The sequence below is a fragment of the Pseudomonas orientalis genome, assembly GCF_022807995.1.
In the GTDB taxonomy this organism is placed as follows: Bacteria; Pseudomonadota; Gammaproteobacteria; order Pseudomonadales; family Pseudomonadaceae; genus Aquipseudomonas; species Aquipseudomonas orientalis_B.
In genome coordinates this window covers 2,111,506-2,129,703 of the sequence record NZ_CP094351.1, presented here as the reverse complement: position 1 = coordinate 2,129,703, position 18,198 = coordinate 2,111,506, and the positions used below count along the sequence as shown (strand labels likewise).

At 58.2% G+C, this 18,198-nt stretch carries 15 protein-coding genes, 1 tRNA gene and 1 pseudogene; 5 read left to right on the top strand and 12 right to left on the bottom strand.

The genetic code is table 11. The features are described 5' to 3' along the window. Positions 1-78: 78 nt before the first annotated feature. Positions 79-5,283, bottom strand: a complete 5,205-nt coding sequence (locus MRY17_RS09525; protein ID WP_243353630.1) for a dermonecrotic toxin domain-containing protein — start codon at positions 5,281-5,283, stop codon at positions 79-81. A 92-nt stretch (positions 5,284-5,375) separates the two neighbouring features. Next, positions 5,376-7,424: a M3 family metallopeptidase gene (locus tag MRY17_RS09520; protein ID WP_243353629.1), complete on the bottom strand. Its 2,049-nt coding sequence runs from the start codon at positions 7,422-7,424 to the stop codon at positions 5,376-5,378. Between the two features lie 487 nt (positions 7,425-7,911). On the opposite strand from MRY17_RS09520, the gene MRY17_RS09515 reads away from it, so the two are divergent. Further along, the gene (locus MRY17_RS09515; RefSeq protein ID WP_181283183.1) at positions 7,912-8,211 is read left to right on the top strand and encodes a hypothetical protein; all 300 of its coding nucleotides are present in this window, start codon (positions 7,912-7,914) and stop codon (positions 8,209-8,211) included. A 54-nt stretch (positions 8,212-8,265) separates the two neighbouring features. On the opposite strand, the pseudogene MRY17_RS09510 reads toward MRY17_RS09515, so the two are convergent. Beyond that, positions 8,266-8,532, bottom strand: a pseudogene (locus tag MRY17_RS09510) (DUF2165 family protein); the annotation flags it as partial. Positions 8,533-8,542: 10 nt separating this feature from the next. On the opposite strand from MRY17_RS09510, the gene MRY17_RS09505 reads away from it, so the two are divergent. Next, positions 8,543-8,719, top strand: a complete 177-nt coding sequence (locus MRY17_RS09505; RefSeq protein ID WP_181283182.1) for a hypothetical protein — start codon at positions 8,543-8,545, stop codon at positions 8,717-8,719. 771 nt (positions 8,720-9,490) lie between these two features. Beyond that, positions 9,491-9,676 (top strand): hypothetical protein, encoded by a 186-nt coding sequence (locus MRY17_RS09500; protein ID WP_243353628.1) that lies wholly within the window; start codon positions 9,491-9,493, stop codon positions 9,674-9,676. Positions 9,677-9,901: 225 nt separating this feature from the next. Here the strand turns inward: MRY17_RS09500 and MRY17_RS09495 are convergent, their stop codons facing one another. The 6 genes from MRY17_RS09495 to MRY17_RS09470 form a co-directional block, all read right to left on the bottom strand. Next, a complete protein-coding gene (locus tag MRY17_RS09495) occupies positions 9,902-10,189 on the bottom strand; it encodes a hypothetical protein (protein WP_243353627.1) in 288 nt (95 codons plus the stop codon). Positions 10,190-10,686: 497 nt separating this feature from the next. Beyond that, positions 10,687-10,762: transfer RNA gene (locus MRY17_RS09490), tRNA-Gly, on the bottom strand. A gap of 60 nt (positions 10,763-10,822) precedes the next feature. After that, the gene (gene pgsA / locus MRY17_RS09485) at positions 10,823-11,383 is read right to left on the bottom strand and encodes a CDP-diacylglycerol--glycerol-3-phosphate 3-phosphatidyltransferase (RefSeq protein ID WP_003190391.1); all 561 of its coding nucleotides are present in this window, start codon (positions 11,381-11,383) and stop codon (positions 10,823-10,825) included. A 32-nt stretch (positions 11,384-11,415) separates the two neighbouring features. After that, positions 11,416-13,239: an excinuclease ABC subunit UvrC gene (gene uvrC, locus MRY17_RS09480; RefSeq protein WP_181285169.1), complete on the bottom strand. Its 1,824-nt coding sequence runs from the start codon at positions 13,237-13,239 to the stop codon at positions 11,416-11,418. A 1-nt stretch (position 13,240) separates the two neighbouring features. Beyond that, positions 13,241-13,882, bottom strand: coding sequence for a response regulator transcription factor GacA (gene gacA, locus MRY17_RS09475; protein WP_104502451.1), 642 nt, complete (start codon positions 13,880-13,882; stop codon positions 13,241-13,243). A gap of 152 nt (positions 13,883-14,034) precedes the next feature. Next, positions 14,035-14,400: a helix-turn-helix domain-containing protein gene (locus tag MRY17_RS09470; protein WP_181285170.1), complete on the bottom strand. Its 366-nt coding sequence runs from the start codon at positions 14,398-14,400 to the stop codon at positions 14,035-14,037. A gap of 82 nt (positions 14,401-14,482) precedes the next feature. Here MRY17_RS09470 and MRY17_RS09465 point away from each other — a divergent pair, with 82 nt between their 5' ends. Next, entirely contained in the window at positions 14,483-14,722 is a 240-nt protein-coding gene (locus tag MRY17_RS09465; protein WP_181285171.1) for a DNA-binding protein, read from the top strand. A 35-nt stretch (positions 14,723-14,757) separates the two neighbouring features. Here MRY17_RS09465 and MRY17_RS09460 read toward each other — a convergent pair whose 3' ends face one another. Both MRY17_RS09460 and MRY17_RS09455 read right to left on the bottom strand, forming a co-directional pair. Beyond that, positions 14,758-15,189: a GNAT family N-acetyltransferase gene (locus MRY17_RS09460; protein ID WP_181285172.1), complete on the bottom strand. Its 432-nt coding sequence runs from the start codon at positions 15,187-15,189 to the stop codon at positions 14,758-14,760. Beyond that, positions 15,190-15,939 (bottom strand): carbon-nitrogen hydrolase family protein, encoded by a 750-nt coding sequence (locus MRY17_RS09455; protein WP_191953650.1) that lies wholly within the window; start codon positions 15,937-15,939, stop codon positions 15,190-15,192. It abuts the gene before it with no gap. A 618-nt stretch (positions 15,940-16,557) separates the two neighbouring features. Between MRY17_RS09455 and MRY17_RS09450 the strand changes: the two genes are divergently transcribed. Continuing rightward, positions 16,558-17,637, top strand: coding sequence for a 3-deoxy-7-phosphoheptulonate synthase (locus MRY17_RS09450; RefSeq protein ID WP_181285174.1), 1,080 nt, complete (start codon positions 16,558-16,560; stop codon positions 17,635-17,637). Between the two features lie 46 nt (positions 17,638-17,683). Here the strand turns inward: MRY17_RS09450 and MRY17_RS09445 are convergent, their stop codons facing one another. Beyond that, positions 17,684-18,106, bottom strand: coding sequence for a chemotaxis protein CheY (locus MRY17_RS09445; RefSeq protein ID WP_191953649.1), 423 nt, complete (start codon positions 18,104-18,106; stop codon positions 17,684-17,686). Positions 18,107-18,198: the final 92 nt, after the last annotated feature.

Below are 18,198 nucleotides of genomic sequence, written 5' to 3'. Positions count from 1 at the left end.
TCCGTCTGGTTTATGACCATTGGATGACCGGCCGGGTGTCCGAGCCCCACAAAAACGGAATATGGCGTGCGCGAAGAATCAGGGCGAATCGCTGGTCAGGCCAACAGGTCTCTCTTTTCGACGCCCCAGCTGTGCAACCAGGTAAGCGACGGAGTCGGCGTTGCTCAGTACCGTAAGGATGCGTTTAAGCGGATCGGTACGGAAAATCTGCCGGGCATCGGCAAGGGTTTGGGTGCCGGTGACAGTGAGCAGCCGGTCGAGCACAGACTGTGTCGACGAGCCCTTGGCGGGATCGGTTTTGAGGCCAGTTGCAATATCGACCACCTGAAACAGCTGCTGCGTCGGAGTGCTGAGCGACAAACTTGAAAGCTGGCGGTTTTCCAGGGCCGCTTTGGTTTTACTGCCCGCGGGGGTTTGAGGGTCAATCAGGTCATGGAAGGGATGGGTGGACTGCACGTAAGCCAAGTTCAACGTCGCACAGACATGATGCGTGATTTCGTGAATGAGGGTGGTCGCACGGGCGTGGACGTTGACATGGAAGGGTTTTATCAACAAATGATCGTATTGCAGACCCGGGTTGAAGAACGCTTCGGTCAAGTACACCAGTTGCAGGGGGTCGGGGACGATCGTAAAAGCCATCACCTTGTAGGCCCCCTGAAGTGCCGGTATCCGCGAGTGGCCAATGACAAATCGCGCTGAGTCCGCGCCGATCAACGAGGGCTCCATCAACGCGCTGCAGACCGTGTCGACGATCGCCTGAATTTTTTGAAGGTGTTCAGCCTCGATGGTCTGCAAGTCGAAAAACGTTTTGATTCGTTTGGCGACATCAGGTGCCGCCAGGGGTGTTTGTGCGAGCAGGCGCAGGTTTTCCTGGGCGTTCCTTGCATAAAACGTGGCCAGTGCCAGTGCCTCGGTAATCATCAACGACTCCTGAGCGTAAAGCGCGCGAATCTGGCGCATGCCGCTGGCCAATATATTCATGCTGGGACGCGCAAATGGCTCGGAATAGAAGCGATTGGTCAGTCGTGCAATGGCTCGTCGCCCCGTCAGCAATGGGTCAGTGCTGCTGAGCATCCACTGTTGTCGGGTGTTGCTGTGCACCTGTGGGCCGACCTCTCCATCACCCGTGATCCGCCAGCCCAGGTCGTGCTTGATGACTTGGAACACTTTGCCTGCCACTGCTGCGTAATAGTGGGTAGAGGCCGATTGGTAGAGGTTGAGTGAGGTATCGTTAATCAGGCTGGCCAAGCTCGGCTCAAGGACTTCGAAACGCTGGAGCCGAGTACGCGGCGCAGCGGTAATGTCCAGCGCGGGCCAGGACACCACAGAGCTCGCAGATGTGGAAGGCGGCGGGATCGGCTCGTGTGCCGGGGACATGCCGCCCTCTGATACGGGAGGCATGGAAGTGCGCAAACCGGCCAGCAAGGCGACACCGCCGATAAAATGACCAAGCGCCTCATGCCATTGATGGCTTTGCAGCTCTTCGGCAGACGCTTTGAATAGCTTGAAGCTCTGCCAGACCACCAAGGGGTAAGCCAGTTTCCCGGCAAAAAACACGATGGCCTGCTGCACACCCTCAGAGAACACGGCCTTGGCCGTATCCCAGGCAGTGCCTGCATTGGCCGTTTTCTGACAGCCCAGCAGCGTCGTCAGCAGCTCGACATTGTCGGTATACAACTGTTTGAACAAAGGCCTGTTGATAGGGTTGCGTGCCAACTGGAGGGCGGCGCTGGCTTGGGGTTGCTCCAGTGCGCTGGTGAGTGCAGTGAGGTCAGCAGCCGGGACCAGCAGCCGAACCCAGCGCTGTAAGGCGCCGCTGGCTGTCAGCTCAGCACGCAGTGCGGTCTCAACGGTATATTCCTTGAGGGTGTAGCCTGGGCTATAGGGGGCGTAAAGGACAAGAGGTCCCGTGTCACCTGAGGCGGGACCGATCAAATAAGCCCCGGGAATCCTGATGGTCTTCTTCCCGTCATCCACCAGCAGCCCCAAAGGGCGGATCATGGCGTTGGCGTTCACCACTGTCGCCCGGGCGATAGCATCGGGCATGTCCATGACCTGTTGAATGAGCCCGAAGGCCGCCGGTGAAAGCCGGCCTTGCAACATCATGCCATGAGCGTATTGCATCAGTTGCCACGGCAGTTGCTTGGCGAATCGCGTCGCGCGTTGCTCAAAATCCGGGCTGACAGGGCCCAGTAACCCTTTGATGTAAGTCTGATAAGCCCCATTGATGTTCAGCGCCTGTATCCGCGCTTTCAGCGTCTGTGCATCGAGGGCAGAGGGCAATGGCGTTTTACCGGTGCTGGCGAACAGCGGCACCTCATCGTTCCAAAACGATTGATGGCTCAAGGCGTAGTCCAGCAGTGACTGGTTGCGGGCAGGCGTACTGCCCGCAACCGGCAGCCCGACTTCGACGTCATCCGGTGTAATGCCGGCCTGATCGTCGATGTCCTTGAGCACACCGCTGAGTTTGTCGTGCGTGAACCGAGCCAGCGAGTCGATCCCGTGCAGGTAATCCTGATTGTCGATGACATTGTTTCGGTACTGCTCCAGCAACTCGGCATAGAGCTGTTGATCGACAGCGCTGGCGTTGCCCAACCATTGCAAACCATGTTGTACGATCATGGCCTGGACCATGTCCATGGCACGCTGCAGGTTGGTGGGCGCCAGGTCTTGTGTGGCTTGAACCTGCCAAAGCTTACGTAACTGTTCCAGCGAGAGTTCCATGGACAGGATTCGCGCCAGCTCACGGTCTTTGTGTTGCGCATAGGATCGTTGCAAGTATTCGACGAGGTTGTCTTCGACCAGCTCAAGGGAGCTGAGCGCGTAGGACGGATGAGCGTGCCAGTCCGGTTGCGCCAGGTTCTCCAGGAAAGCCTGTCGCTCGTCCGGGCTTGCCAGGCGTCGCTCCACCTCTGCTTTGAAGTGGCTCAGTGAACGGAAATTCTCCAGTCCCAACGCGGGCGTCCAGAGCAGCGCACGACCGCTATATTGAGGGTCAAGCCCGCCGCGCTCGGTCAGCATGAAACAGTGAGTGAGTACCTGCCGGGTAGTTTGCCCAGTGGGTGTGATCGCCAATGCAAACGCATCAGGGCGAAACCCGTTGACACTCGGGCGCAAGTCTCTGGCGTAAATACCCAGTAGGGTTGAGAGTACTTCATAGTCGAGGGGCAATAACGCGTTGCTCCACAGCCTGACTTGCATTTCCCCGGTCAAGCCCATCTCCATTGCTTTTCTCAGCAAGGGCTCCATGTTGGGGTACGCACTGTGGGTTCTGCGCAGATACGGCTTGAAACCATCGACTGCACTGTCGATCAGCGTATTGAAGTCGGTGATGTCCAAGCCTGAAATCCTGGTGGCGGTTTCGTCAGAAGTGATTGAATAAACGTGAGTGTTCAACGGGTCGTTCAGTGAACCGACATCGCCACATAACCGCGCCAGAAAATAGTCGACCATGCTGCTCGATGACAGCAGTCGAGGTGTGTCGGTGTTATTGGAGGGCGTGCTGTATCGACGCACGGAGAGGCATGCAGCCTGCATGTGTTGATGTTTAGCGTGCAGCCTGGTGTTGAGATAGGTGGTAGCGGAATTCTCCAGCGAGGGGCGCCACGCCAGGTGTCGTTCGATTTCAACGTTGACGTTTTCGAGCAATTGCACAGCGGTGCGCAGTGCAGAGAGCGTTGGCGGAACTCTGGGTTCTGTCGCCGCCGCTGTCCAGGTACTTGCCAACTGGGTACTCCAGCGGCCCATGGGGTCGAAGGTGAGTAATTTCGGATCGGTCATGCCACGCACATCCAGCACATGATCGACCAGCGCATCGAGGTCCATCGTGCCCTGGCTCAGGCGATATTGATCAAGAGCGTACTCAAGGTTGCTGCCTTGTTTTTCAATAATGCCCGCCATGATGCTGTCGAAAATAACCCCCGTGATCGGAGCTTTGGTGAGATCGCAGGCCGACAGATCGGCTTCGTTAAGGCGTTGCGACCTGGACAGATGATTTCTCCAGGCATCGGCGTGCTGCCGCGGGTTGAGGCTATCGAGAAGGTGGGTTTTCAGCGCATCCAGCGCAGTAAACGATTGCAAGCCCTGGTGGGGGGTGTAGAGCAGCCAGGGCGAGCCATCGTCACTTTCGTTATGGCTGATGATGAGTGTTGATGCCAGCTCGACAGGGGACTGTCCAGGCGCCTGCAACTGCGCCTTTTCAACAGCAACGGCGGGCGCCGGCGTGGTCGCGGCAAGCGCAGCCTTGAGCGGCAAGGCCTGTAGCTGCAAACGCTGGTCAACCGTAATCGCAGTTTGCTGCTGTTGATCCAGCACCACCGTGAAAAAGGCACTGGCCATGGCTTGAGTAAACAGTTGCAGCCGTGAGACCCCGGTGGAAGCAGGCTGCGCCCAAAATGTCCTGGGCTGTTGCTTCATATGGGCTTTCAAGCCCCGCGCCAATCCTTGCACGGAGACTTCCCAACGCAACTGATCGTCAGCCTCCTGGGCAGGCTGCTGATTGCCAGGCGCGCGTTGAGGATCAACGTAGCGCCGGGTTTCACCCTCAGGCCAGCCATTGTTGACGAAATACCGGAGGATGGTTTCGCTCAACGTGCGGGTGGTCGTGTGCCGCAACGTTGGCCTATCGGCATCGCCTGATTCGCTGGATGTGTCGATCACATAAGTTTGCACCTGGATTCGGTGCTGATCGACCCCCGCAAAGGACTGCGCCAGCTGCGTGGAAATGTAGTCATCCAGCAAAGAAGTGAAACTGGGCAGCTTGAGCAGTTCCTCGCGCATCAGACGGGCGTTATCCAGCAGGTTGCTGGCGAGAGTCGTTTGTTGTGCTTCGAAGACAGCGCCGCCCAGGGTATGCGCGGTAATCGTCGGGTTCGCAGTGGGCGTCAGGACGTGTTGCTGGGAGATGGAAAGGTAATCGAGCAACCCTTGGCGCTGCGACGAATCTTTGAGGCTCGCACCCAGTTGCGTCGTGAGTGCTTCATGGCTGGGCAATTTTTCCAGACCGCGAACTGGCGTATAGAGCACCACCCCGCCTTCCGGAGCGGGGCTCATGACGAAGGCGCCCGCCAGTTCAATAGCCTGTTGACCGGGTACATTCAGTCGCAGGGTTTGGACGTGCATCGGCACTGTTTGTGCCCGCCGCAACGCATCGGTGGCCAGATAGACCGCGTCGAACCAGTCAAGGTCCTTGAGGGTAAAGTTGCGTGCGCGTTGGCGCTTGCTGAGCTGCGTGCGATCGGTTTGAGTTTCGCTGAAAAAGTATGGCGGGTTATCCGTGACCATTGAATGCTCTCCATGCCGGATTGGCTGCTGAACTGAGCAGCGGTGAGTGATCGGAAAAGATCACTCTGGCGCTTCACGTTTCAGCCGAGGAGCTACATATGCCTATGCACCCGTGCTTCATGCCCGTTGGAAGGTTCGGCGCATCGCTTGCCTTCCCCTCGAAACAGCGCAAGTGAATTGAGCAGCGTCCGGGTATCCCCTTCAGTAATAAAAGCGTCCCGAAAGGCCTTCCCGGTCTCGGAGTTGAACAGGCCATCACGCTCGAACCGCTCAAAAGCCTGGCGGGCCAGTACACCGGACCACCTGTAGGAGTACATTTTGGCCCCATAGCGACCCATCGGTTGTTCGAAGCTGTTGATCGGGCGGGCGCCGTCAGGCCATTGCAAATGCCCGATTTCAACGTTGGCCTGGGTGAAAACTTGATGAGGTGTGCGCCCGTCGCCATAGGTACGGTGCAACTCGAAGTCGACGAGGCCCGTGAGCAAGATACTGGCGGTTTCCTGACTGGTCTGGGTGTGAACAAATCGGCTCATCTGAGTAGCCATTTTGTCAGGCAAGGGGTCTCCCGTCTGCGGATGGCCGGATAAACAGATCAAGAACGACGGACTAAAGCAGAACTGCTCCAGCACTTGGCCGAAAAATTCCGTGGTGTCATGGCTTAATTGGCCCATACCCGAAATCGCCCGGTACGGAGCGGCGGTCAACAAATGCTGCAGACAGTGGCCGAACTCATGCAATAAGACCCTCAATTGCAGATGATCCAGCAAGCAAGGCTGGGCCCCCGTAGGTTGCGGCAACTGGCTGCGAAGCACGGCTATCGGCCGTTGTGGACGCCCTTCGGCAGTCATTCGGTGATTGCGCAAACCCATGGCGGCGCCAATCTCGCCACCCGCCACACGGCGATAAGGGTCAATAAACAAATGTCCGATCGGCTCCGCGTACTCCCTGAGTTCAAATACCCGCACATCCGGGTGCCAGGTATCGACAGTGGTTTGTTCATTCAGCTCAACGCCGAACAGCGTTTTGGTGAACGTGCACAAGCGTTGCAGCACCGTTTCCAATGGGAAGTAGTTGCGCATTGCGTCCTGGGAGACCCCCGCCACGTCCTGGCGAATTTTTTCTGCGAAAAAGTCGTAATCCCACGGTTCCAGAGCATCGACTCCCCGTTGCGCCGCATAGCGTTGCAGTTGTTGTTTCTCATGGGCAAATGTCGTACGTGCCTGATCAATCTGTTGATGCAGAAATGCAGTGACCTCATCGGTCGTCTCCGCCATTTGCTCCACCAGCGCCAGCTCGGCGAAGTTGGCATAGCCCAGCAATTGTGCTTTCTGGTGACGGCTGTCGAGCAACACCGTCAGGACCCGTTCATTGTCGTTGGCAAGGGCGTCAGGACCGATATCCACGGCACGGCTGTAGTAGGCCACCATCATTTCCCGGCGCAAGGCTCGATGGTCGGCGTAACTCATCACGTCTAGAAAGGACTGCTCGCAAAGGGTTAATAACCAGCCATCCAGGCCTGCGTCCCGAGCCGTGACCGCCATGCGTGCCAACGCTGCGTCAGGCATTCCGCTCAGCAGCGCCTTGTCTTGAATGTGCTTGCGCCATGCATCGCGGGAGTCTCTTACACGGCGCAGGAACTCCTGACTGAACTCATCGATTTGCAGGTTCAACGCTTTGAGCCGTAGCTGCTTCTCAGGAGAAAGATCAAGACCGGCCAAGTGGTACTTGCGCAATATTTTACGCAGCGCGCTTTGGCGTTGTTCATTGAAAAGGGCCGCGATCGGGCTATTGGCAAGTTGTCGGTGGAGCTGATACAGATCGTTGTTCTCAGCCAACTCAACCCTGTACTGCATTGCCAGCTCATAACTGCGGTGTGATGCCAGCGCCCATGTCGCCCCTTGGGGGTGGGAGTCAAGCAGCTCAATGATGTTGACAATGCCATCCAGGCGAGCCTCCAACGCCTCCACTGCTTGCACCAGGTCGTCCCAGGTGGGAAATGGCGCCTGACTGGCAATGATCGTGGCGGTGGCGTTGCGGCTTTCAGTGATGATCTGCTCAACAGCGGGCACCAGGTGTTCTGCCCGGATGGCTGAGAACGGTGGCAAGTCGTAGGGCTGTAGCAGTGGGTTGTTTTCAGACATGAAGTCACTCTTCAAAGGTAGCTGTCGAAGCAGCCAGCCTAGGGAGTGAATCATCGCTGGAGGAATAGATAGATACGAGTAAAGCCGCAATAGCGTGGAGTATCGGATATATCGCGTGGTGTTCAAGCGTGAACGTCAGATGAACGCCCTCACCTCCTAACGTGGTGCCGTCATGGTTCAGCGAACAAGGAGATACCTGCGGGTTTGGCGCGCTCATTGAGTATAAACAGGGCGTCGATCAGGTCCAATCCTAGACTGCAAAGCCCAACCCCCCACGCGACGGCCCCCTGCTGTAGCCGATTTCCTTCAGCTCCAGAACACTCTGCCGTGGGTTCGGTCTCGATTTCATCCGGGTAATTGTGGGAGCAATTATGCGCCCCTAGACTCCGCAGCCGTAGGGTAAATCCCTGTCCCCTTTAAGACTCCAAAGTCGGCACGTAGCTCAAATCCCCGCTCCCTGTCGCCACCACTTGCAAGGAAACACCCAGTGATCAAAACCTCAACCGCGATTCTATTGCTTGCAGCGGCCGCCCTGCTGACAGGCTGCGCCACGAACCCCAACGTTCTGCAGATACACAAAGTCACCGCCGAAACGATCGGCCTGGCCTCCACGGATGAGCTGACCATGGGCCCGGTCACCAAAGGCAAGGAAGACTTCCTGGGCGGCGCTGAACTGACATTCAAAGCCACGACCGCGAAGGGACGTGTGTTCAACTGCTCAACGTTCATGACCCCGGGCATCCTGCTTGAGCCACCGACGTACTCGCGATTGACCTGCACGAAGTAAATCCACCATCCGGTGCGGGCAGCGCGCGCACCGGCTATTTAGGCATGAAGCGTTTCAATCGCAATCCGCATCCGGCTGATTGAGAAACACCAGCACACCCAAAATGGCTGCATAGAATTTGAATGCTGCGTTCTGGCCATTCCATTCCTGGGATTGCCACATCAAGAACCACTCCCCGCCAATCACCATAAAGCCGAAGAACCACACCAACAGACCTGCGATGAGGCCCGCGACAGCGCAGGCCTTGGCGCGGTTGAACTGCTGACCACTGCGGTGCCGGCCGCGCACAGCACACGACCAGTTGCTTTTCCCGCAAGAGAGGACAAGGCTCATGCCATCGACCAAAAATGTTTCACAACTGATTTTTGTGTTCTGGCCGAGGCGCCGGCTGCGCGTCCTCACAGATGAAGAAGCACGTTTGATTGAACACTTCCGCACGCTATCGGAAACCGACCGGGTGGCGATGCGCTATTTGACCTGCGCCTTCAAGGAGGTGTCCCGTTTTTGACAGACTCGTACCTCCCAACCGCCAATCTGACCAGGGATCCCAGTTTGACGGGCTCTTCGCTCAATCGCACCTTCATTCAACCGGGTTTGAAAGATCGCTCCTACATCGTTGCCAAGCCCTTCCGACAGCCCCTTCTGAAAAACTCAGCAGTCACGGAAAATGACGAGCTCTTTCTTACAATAAACGTTATGTATTCAGTTGTTCCGGGCAAGAAGCCCATGTCTCCATTCATCTCATAAAGAAATAGGGTCATGCTAAATACTTCGTTTTTTCCCTCATTACGCACCGCCCCCGGCACATCCCTGCGGCCCCGCCAAATCAATCGAGAAGAAGAGCGCTTGATCCACTACTACCGCTCATTGTCGGATGAGGATCGTGAAGCGGTACGCTGCCTGTTGTATGCGGTCAAGGAAACCAGCGGGGCCGAACGCCCTCACCCGTAACAAGTGACACCGTCATGGGTCAGCGAACGATGAAGTACCTGCGGGGCTGAACACGTTGCCAAGAGCCGGCCCCATGGAACTTTCCTACCCAGCCAAAGCACGCCTGCCGACCCCACAAGCAACGCCATCAGGTGCGTGATTGTGACCGCGACCTCGCCGTCGAAACGGTCTACCTTGCTAGAGTACGAAGCCCCATCGCCGTGGAGGAACTGCGCATCCCCATGTCCGCCTTCTTCACCCTTCAGCCACGATTTCCCTTCGGTGGCCTGACCATCTCTCGCTGTGTCGACACCTGATCCGACAGGATCTGCTCGACCCACTGCCCTACGTGCGCCGGCACATCTGCGGCGGCTGGGGCGATGCGCGCGCAGAGCATCGGCGCTACAACGACGCGGCTCTGGAACTTGGCGGTTACCTGCTGTCGTCCTATGTCATCAGTGACGGGTCGGACCTCTGTGTCTTCACGGAAGCGGACCGGAACCTTACGGCGGTTTTCCTGCTGGACGAGTACTGACTACCGGCCATAAAGCCGGCATGTGCCTGATGCGATTTGACAGACACCCGCCGCCAAGTCCTAGTCAAAGACCGCAGTGCGTCAACGGCGCATTGGCCACGTCATACCTTCATCACTTTCGTCATCCCAAGGGACGCCCACCCTGCGGTTGGGGAATCCTGCTGTTGCAGACCTTGAGCCCCCGCCTGTCGGGGGCTCTCTGCTATGTGCTCCCGCAGGGCTTCGCTACTCGCTTGTCGCCGGGAATTTTTCCCCAGCCCCTGTTTCCAGCCACTGTGCATTAACGCTCAACAGTCCTGCGATCCCATCGAGCTGCGAGTGTGGGATGCCGCGTGAAAACCAATTGGTCAGCCGCTGGGGGTTGATCTTAAGAAATAGCGCGAAATCCATTGGCGCGATCTTGCACTCCGACAACAATACCCACAGACGCACGCCGGAACATTCCGCGCTGGCAGCGCGAAGCGTCGTTGATCGTCGCCCTGTCCGCACTTCCTTCCCTTGGGCGTAGACCATTCCTTGCTCCTTGTGTAGCTCCATGTGTTTTTTGCCCTTTCACAATACAGGTTCACTGAGTATAAACATCGCGTTCACGGGGTCCAATTCCCATGTCGCATAGCTTCTTCGGGTGAGCATTGGGGGCGCATCACGCAGAGAGGCCTTTTCAAGCAGTTGCCAGGACAGGAAGGTTGTCGGGTTTGAGGCCGATGAAGGCGAACTGCTGCTGTCGCATGATGGGGCAAGTCCACTGCCTGGAAACCACCGTGACTCAGGATTATCGGTGCCAGAAGTGATGCATGACCAAAAGGTCGATGCACACCGGGAAGACGAACAAACAGTAGCTGGCTTGGCGACAGGTGAACTGCGCGAATCCAGTAACAATGCGAATTTGAGTCTTACCGGATCACCCTGAGCCCCCTGGTTTTGCACACAAAAAAAGACGCCCAGGCGTCTATTCCATAAATCACAGGCAAAAAAAAGCCACTCGTTAGAGTGGCTTTTTCTTCAATGCTTGGAGCGGGAAACGAGACTCGAACTCGCGACCCCGACCTTGGCAAGGTCGTGCTCTACCAACTGAGCTATTCCCGCTTGGTGATGCGCATTCTATAGAATCCTCGGCACCCGTCAACCCCTTGATTCAAAAAAGTTTTATTTCTTTTCAACGGTGGTGCGCAGGTGAGGCCAGGCGGCGCGCAGGTATTGCAGCATGGACCAGAGCGTCAGGCCCGCCGCGACCAGTAGCAAGGCGTAGCCGGTCAGCACCCAGAATGAGAAGTCCGACGGGTTGGCCAGCAGGATGACCAGCGCGAGCATTTGCGCGGCAGTTTTCCATTTGCCCATGTTGGAGACGGCGACATGGGCGCGGGCGCCGATTTCGGCCATCCATTCGCGCAGGGCCGAAACGACGATCTCGCGGCCAATGATGACGGCGGCCGGCAGGGTCAACCACAGGTTGCCGTGCTCCTGCACCAATAGCACCAGGGCCACGGCGACCATGAGTTTGTCGGCCACGGGGTCCAGGAACGCACCGAAGGGCGTGCTCTGTTCCAGGCGGCGGGCCAGGTAGCCGTCGAGCCAGTCGGTGGCGGCGGCAAAGGCGAATACCGAACTGGACGCGACGTAGCTCCATTCATAGGGCAAATAGAACAACAAAATGAAGATCGGGATAAGCAGAACGCGTAGAACGGTGATCAGATTAGGGATATTCATCGGCACAACTGGCTACGAGGTGAGAAGGCATTCTATTCGCTGTGCAGATTGGCATAAATCAATTCAGCGAGCTTTTTACTGATACCGGGTGCTTTGGCTATTTCGTCAATGCTGGCACGGGAGAGCTCCTGCAAGCCACCAAAATGTTTAAGCAAGTCGCGACGCCGCGTCGGCCCGACCCCTGCGACGCCTTCCAGGGTTGAGGTTCGTCGGGTTTTGCCGCGACGCGCACGGTGACCGGTAATGGCGAAGCGGTGGGCTTCATCACGGATCTGTTGAATCAGGTGCAGCGCTGGGGAGTCGCCCTTCAAGGTGAACTCATGGGCGGCATCATTCAAGTACAGCGTCTCGAAACCGGCCTTGCGCGTGGCGCCCTTGGCCACGCCAAGCAGGATCAGGTCGGGCACGGCCAGTTCGTTGAGGACGTCGCGGGCCATGGATAACTGGCCCTTGCCGCCGTCGACCAGGAGGATATCGGGCAACTTGCCCTCCCCGTCCTTCAACTTGCTGAAGCGCCGCATGAGCGCCTGGTGCATGGCGGCGTAGTCATCGCCGGCGGTGACGCCTTCGATGTTGTAGCGCCGATAATCGGCCTTGATCGGGCCTTCGGGGCCGAACACCACGCAGGAAGCGACGGTGGCCTCGCCGCTGGAGTGGCTGATGTCATAGCACTCCAGGCGCTGCGGTGGCTCGTCCAGGTTGAGCACCTCGGCCAGCGATTCAAAGCGTGCGGCAACGTGCTGTCGATTGGCCAGGCGTGCGCCCAGGGCCTGCTCGGCGTTGGTCACGGCCAATTGTTGCCAGCGGGCACGGGTGCCGCGAACGCGATGGCTGATGTCCAGCTCGCGACCGCGCAGTTCGTGGATCGCCTCGATCAGGGTCGGGAAATCTTCGTGGACCACGTTGACGATAAGCTCCGAAGGCAGGTCGCGCTCGGGGCTGCTCACATAGTACTGGCCGAGGAACGCCGCCATGACCTCGGAGACGTCTTCGTCGATCCCGGTCTGCGGGAAGAAGTTCTTGCTGCCCAGTACCCGCCCGCCTCGTACGCTGATCAGGTGCACACAGGCGCCGCCCGGGTTGACGAATGCGGCGATCACGTCGACGTCACCGGTGCCGCCTTCCATGCTTTGCTGGTCCTGAACACGGCGCAGCAGGGAGATCTGGTCACGAAGCTCGGCAGCCTTTTCGAAATCCAGGGTGCTGGCGGCCAGCTCCATGGCTCCAGAGAGCTCATCGGTGAGCGCGTTGCTGCGCCCTTCGAGGAACATCACCGAGTGGCGCACATCCTCGGCGTACTCCGCAGGTTCCACCAGGCCCACGCAGGGCGCCTTGCAGCGCTTGATCTGGTATTGCAGGCACGGCCGTGTGCGGTTCTTGTAGAAGCTGTCTTCGCACTGGCGCACAAAAAAGGTTTTTTGCAGCAGGCTCAGGCTTTCACGAATCGCCCCGGCGCTGGGGTAAGGACCGAAGTACTTGCCCTTCTGCTTTTTTGCCCCGCGGTGAATGCTCAGGCGCGGGAAGTTGCCGTCCGATAAAAATACGTAAGGGTAGGATTTATCGTCACGTAGCAGGATGTTGTAAGGCGGCCGCCATTCCTTGATCAGCGTCTGCTCAAGCAGCAACGCTTCGGTTTCATTGGCGGTGATGGTGGTTTCGACCTGGGCGATACGTGCAACCAGGGCGGCGGTTTTCGGCGCAAGACCGGTCTTGCGAAAGTAACTCGCCAGACGGTTTTTCAGGTTCTTGGCTTTGCCTACATACAGCAGGCGCGCCTCGCTGTCGAACATGCGATAAACGCCGGGGCGGCCGCTGCACGTCGAGAGAAAGGCACTTGAATCAAACGGTGTGGTCATGTCAGGCGCTGGCGTCCACCATGCCGTGGCGTACCGCGAGCAGGGTCAACTCAACATCACTGCTGATGGCGAGTTTCTCGAAGATACGGTAGCGGTAGGTGTTCACGGTCTTGGGCGACAGGCACAGCTTATCGGAAATCGACTGCACCTTCTGGCAACCGACGATCATCAAGGCGATCTGGATTTCCCGCTCCGATAGCGCGTCGAACGGAGAGTCGCTGGTAGGCTGGAAAGATTTGATGGCCAACTGCTGGGCAATCTGCGGGCTGATGTAGCGCTGACCCGCAAAAACCAGGCGAATCGCTTGCACCATCTCCGAAAGGCCGGCGCCTTTGGTGAGGTAACCAGCGGCCCCCGCCTGCAAGAGACGTGTAGGGAATGGGTCCTCCTCGCACACGGTCACCACCACAACCTTGATATCCGGATGGCTGCGCAATAATTTGGTCGTGGCGCCCAGACCGCCGATCCCCGGCATCTTGACGTCCATCAGCACCACATCGGGCTTCAACTCCCGGGCCTTGATCAGAGACTCCTCCCCCGACTCGGCCTGGCCGACTACTTGCAGGCCATCGATGTCAGCCAGCATTCGTGTAATGCCTGTACGAACGAGATCATGGTCATCGACTACTAGCACCCTAATCAAGCAGACACCTCGCGATATGGTCTTTATAGGTTGCTGAACACCTTAGCAAAAAACCTGGGTTTAGACCTAGCCGCTGACGTCATATATATGGAGTTTGACCGCTCGGCACGCGTCCCCCAGTCGGTGGACGGCCGAATTTGCTGGGCAAAAGGTCAGGAATCCTGCGGATGCGGCTTGGTTTTTCCATTGCGAGAAAGGGAATGCTCGGCCAGGGTCGACGTCAGGCGGCGAATTGCATCCTGGTCTTCCTTGAACATTGCCCGGTAATCCACCAGTACTTTTTCTTCAAGCTCGCTCAGATTTTCCAGTTGAATCGGCGTGGCAGTCCCGGTCAACACGTACAGGATATCCACGCCTCTTTCGGCCACACGAGACAAATAGTCGGCCTTGGGCGCACGCCCACCGCTTTCGTATTTGCCTTGCGCGTTAGCTTCAACGCCTCCAATTTCACCAAAAACTTTTTGCGACAGGCCAAGTCGCTCTCTTTCTTGCCTTAAACGCGAACCGATTCCACTCATTTGGATGTATGATCCTAGTTGGCACACCCCAAGAGGTGACACTCTCATCTCTTCGTTAAACGAACTTGAACGGTTTTGAACTATGCCCGGAATCCGTACTGCTGCACAAGCCAAGGCCTGGCTGGAACATCAAGGAAAGTCAGTTCAGGCGTTCGCCCGTGAACACGGCGTCGATCCGGCCACCACCTATCAAGTGCTCGCTGGGCGCAAAAAGGGACGGCGTGGGGAGGCCCATAAGGTAGCGGTCCTTTTGGGCATGAAAGAGGGGATTATCCTTGCTGAGGCTGAAGGCCGGAACAACGATCAGGAAATCGGCTCCTGATCCAGTATGCGCTTATCAGGATCCGGCGCATGCCTTTAGCTTAAGCGACAGACGCGCTCCATTCGCCAGAAGCTGTCTTCCTCACCGATAACGCTGAATCCCATGCGCTCATAAAGCTGTTTGGCCGGATTGGTCTTGAATACGGTCAGACGCAACAGCCCCAGCGTGCGGGCTTTCAACGCCATTTGTTGCAGCACCCAGCTGCCTGCGCCGAGCCCACGGTACTGCTCAAGCATATGCAATTCGCGGATATAGAGCGCGTTGCTGTCACAGCTCAGGCTGATGAACCCCAGCACACTGTCGTCCTGGCAGATCATCCAGTTTTCCCGACCGGCCCAGGCCGTATCGAAGCCATCGTTGGACCACAGCAACTGGTTTTGCAGGTAATAGGGGTTCATTGCCTGGTGGGTCAGGTTCCGTGCAAAGGGCAGGTCCTGGTCCGTTGCAGCGCGCAGGTGGAAGGTCATTTACAAGACCACCACTTGTCCAACCCAGCGCTCGTCATCGCGACAGGCGATCGCCAGCGCTTCGCCGCCGCCGGGCACCGCTGCAAGCAACCGGCCATCGGTGGCCCAGATCGCACTGCGTCCGGCACAGGTCCAGCCACCAGAGGGGCCGCCATGGTTAGCCATCAACACCAAGAGGCGGTGTTCCACTGCATAGCCTTGGAGAAGCGCGCTGTCCGTCGCGTAGCCGCTCTCGCTGATCAACACGCCTGCGGCGTATATATTGGCGCCCGCCAGCACCGCCTGGTGCGGATGACTAGCGTGGGAAAAGTCAGCGCAAACGGCCAGTGCGATACGATCATCCCCCCATTCCAGCGCAGCGCCGCCCTGCCCCGCAACAAACGCGATTTCCTCGCCCGTATGCAGATGCTGCTTGGTGTAGACCGCCAGGGAGCCATCAGCTCCCAGCACCAAAGCGCCAATCAGCACACCCGCCTCAGGCGCCAGGCGGATCGGCATTCCCACCACGGCCGTCAACCGCAGCTCCCGCGCCATCTCGCGCAATGGCGCGAGCAGTGGCGCTTCAGGCGCGATCGCCAAGTCGCCTGCAAGCGCAGGCTCATAGCCGGTCAATGACAGCTCTGGAAACACCAGCAGTTGCACACCCCGTGCGGCTGCAGCCTGCATGAACACCAGGTGTCGCGCGATATTGGCGTCTACATCGCCGGCGATTGAAACGGTTTGCGCGGCAGCGAGGGTCAAGGCAGTCATGGTCGGATTCCGGTAATCAGTGTGGGACGTCGTCATCATATCGACACTCACGCCATAGCCGTAAGTCCCGCTGCGCGATAGAAATTACTGATTGAATCCACCCGCGAAGCTCTAGTAAGCTGCCCAACATCATTTGGAGACTTACCATGTTGCCACTCACCCACACTCAGGTTTGCCCTGCCGCCAGCGCCTTGCGCTCGGTGTCGGCTACCCGTGTGAACGGTTCGAGCGCACTGGTCAGCTTTTATTTTGGGTATTGGTTTAGCCACTGGCGCGCCTGATACCTGAAATCGGCGCCCACTACTCAAGGGGTCGCCTGCCAGAGAAATCTAACCCCCGGTCGGCTTCCCGACCGGGGGTTTTGTTTTTTCAGGCCCTGCTAATTTGCTCAATCAAACACACTTGAAGGAATCACCACATGAACTACGCCACCTATTACCGCTACGACACTTGTGCTGCATGGCGATTTAGCCAGCTCCGTTCGGGACAGCCTGCCGCCTCCGACCGGTCACCTCTTGGTGGCAAGCCAACACACGTAGCCGATACGGCCAATTGTCGAACACCCCAGTAGGCCAAGCGTGCGGGAATTGCCCGCCGCTTGCCCAGGAAACCTTGAATATGAACGCCTCAGTCGCCGCTTTACCCGTCTCTACGCTGACCAGCGCCAATGAAGCCCTGACCCAGCGCCTGCCCAGTGCCCATGAGCTCAAGCATCAACTGCCCCTCAGCCCGTTCCTCAATGAACAGGTGCATGCCCACCGCCACGCCGTACGCGCCATCCTCGATGGCCAGGACTCGCGCTTGCTGGTGATTGTCGGCCCGTGCTCGATACACGACCCGCAGTCGGCCATGGAATACGCGCGCAACCTGAAGAAGCTGGCGCTTGAAGTCAGCGACCAGATGCTGCTGGTCATCCGCGCCTACGTCGAAAAACCCCGCACCACCATTGGCTGGAAAGGCCTGGCTTACGATCCGCACCTCGATGGCAGCGATGACATGGCCGCAGGCCTGGCCCTGTCCCGGGAATTGATGCGTGAGATGCTGCGCCTGGGCTTGCCGGTCGCCACCGAGCTGTTGCAACCCATGGCCGCCGGCTACTTCGACGACCTGCTCAGTTGGGTCGCGATTGGCGCGCGCACTACCGAATCGCAGATCCACCGCGAAATGGCCAGCGGCCTGGGCATGCCCGTGGGTTTCAAAAACGGTACCGACGGCGGCGTTGCGATTGCCTGCGACGCTATGCGTTCGGCCTCGCACCCGCACCGTCACTTTGGCGTCGACAGCCAGGGGCACCCGGCGATCATCCAGACTCCGGGCAACCCCGACACCCACCTGGTGCTGCGCGGCGGCCACCGCGGGCCAAACTACGATACGCAGAGCGTGTCCCAGGTAAAACACGACTTGGCCAAGTCCAAGGTCGCTGCACGCATCATGGTCGATTGCAGCCACGCCAACAGCGGTAAAGACCCATTGCGCCAGCCAGCGGTGTTCAACGACGTGCTGGAGCAACGTCTGCGGGGCGACACGTCGTTGATCGGCATGATGCTCGAAAGCCACCTGTTCGAAGGTTGCCAGCCCCTGAGCCCGTCCATGACCTATGGCGTGTCAGTGACCGATGGCTGCCTGGGTTGGGCGGGCACAGAGCAGTTGCTGCGCAGTGCCGCCGAGCGCCTTCGTGAACACAAAGATACAAAGTGACTGGCTAAGGCTACCGATTGATCAGCCCCACACACGTCAGCCCGGACTACGCTCCGACGGCCGGCGAGCGGGATAATGTCCTTAACCACGGCAAAACCCGCAAGCGGGTCATGGCGTGGGGCGGGTCGATGATTTCCATGAAATGTTCGAGGTTGACATTATCCGGCACGCCCGGCAGGCGCACCGACACGGTCGGCATGGCGTCGGCGGGTGCATTCAGGTCCAGGTGGTCGTATACCAGCACATGGCGTGCCTGCGGGTGAGGCCCACTCGCATGCGCGGCCAGCCCCGCATTGATGATCAGCACATCGAACGGTTCGGCCGGGATAGCGGTGAGGATCTGGACTTCTTCAAAAGTCTGCACCGGCACAATCCGGTGGTACCCCAACTGGTTCAGCATCTTTTCAATGTACAGCCGTTGCAAGTGCAGATCATCGGCGATCAGGATGGTCAGTGCTTTATTCGGCATGGCAAACCTCTGGGCAGGCAGCGCTCGTCAGTGAGCGTCGCCCATTGTCCGGACAAATTCTGAAGACAAAATCAGGCATATTCCCCCTTCAC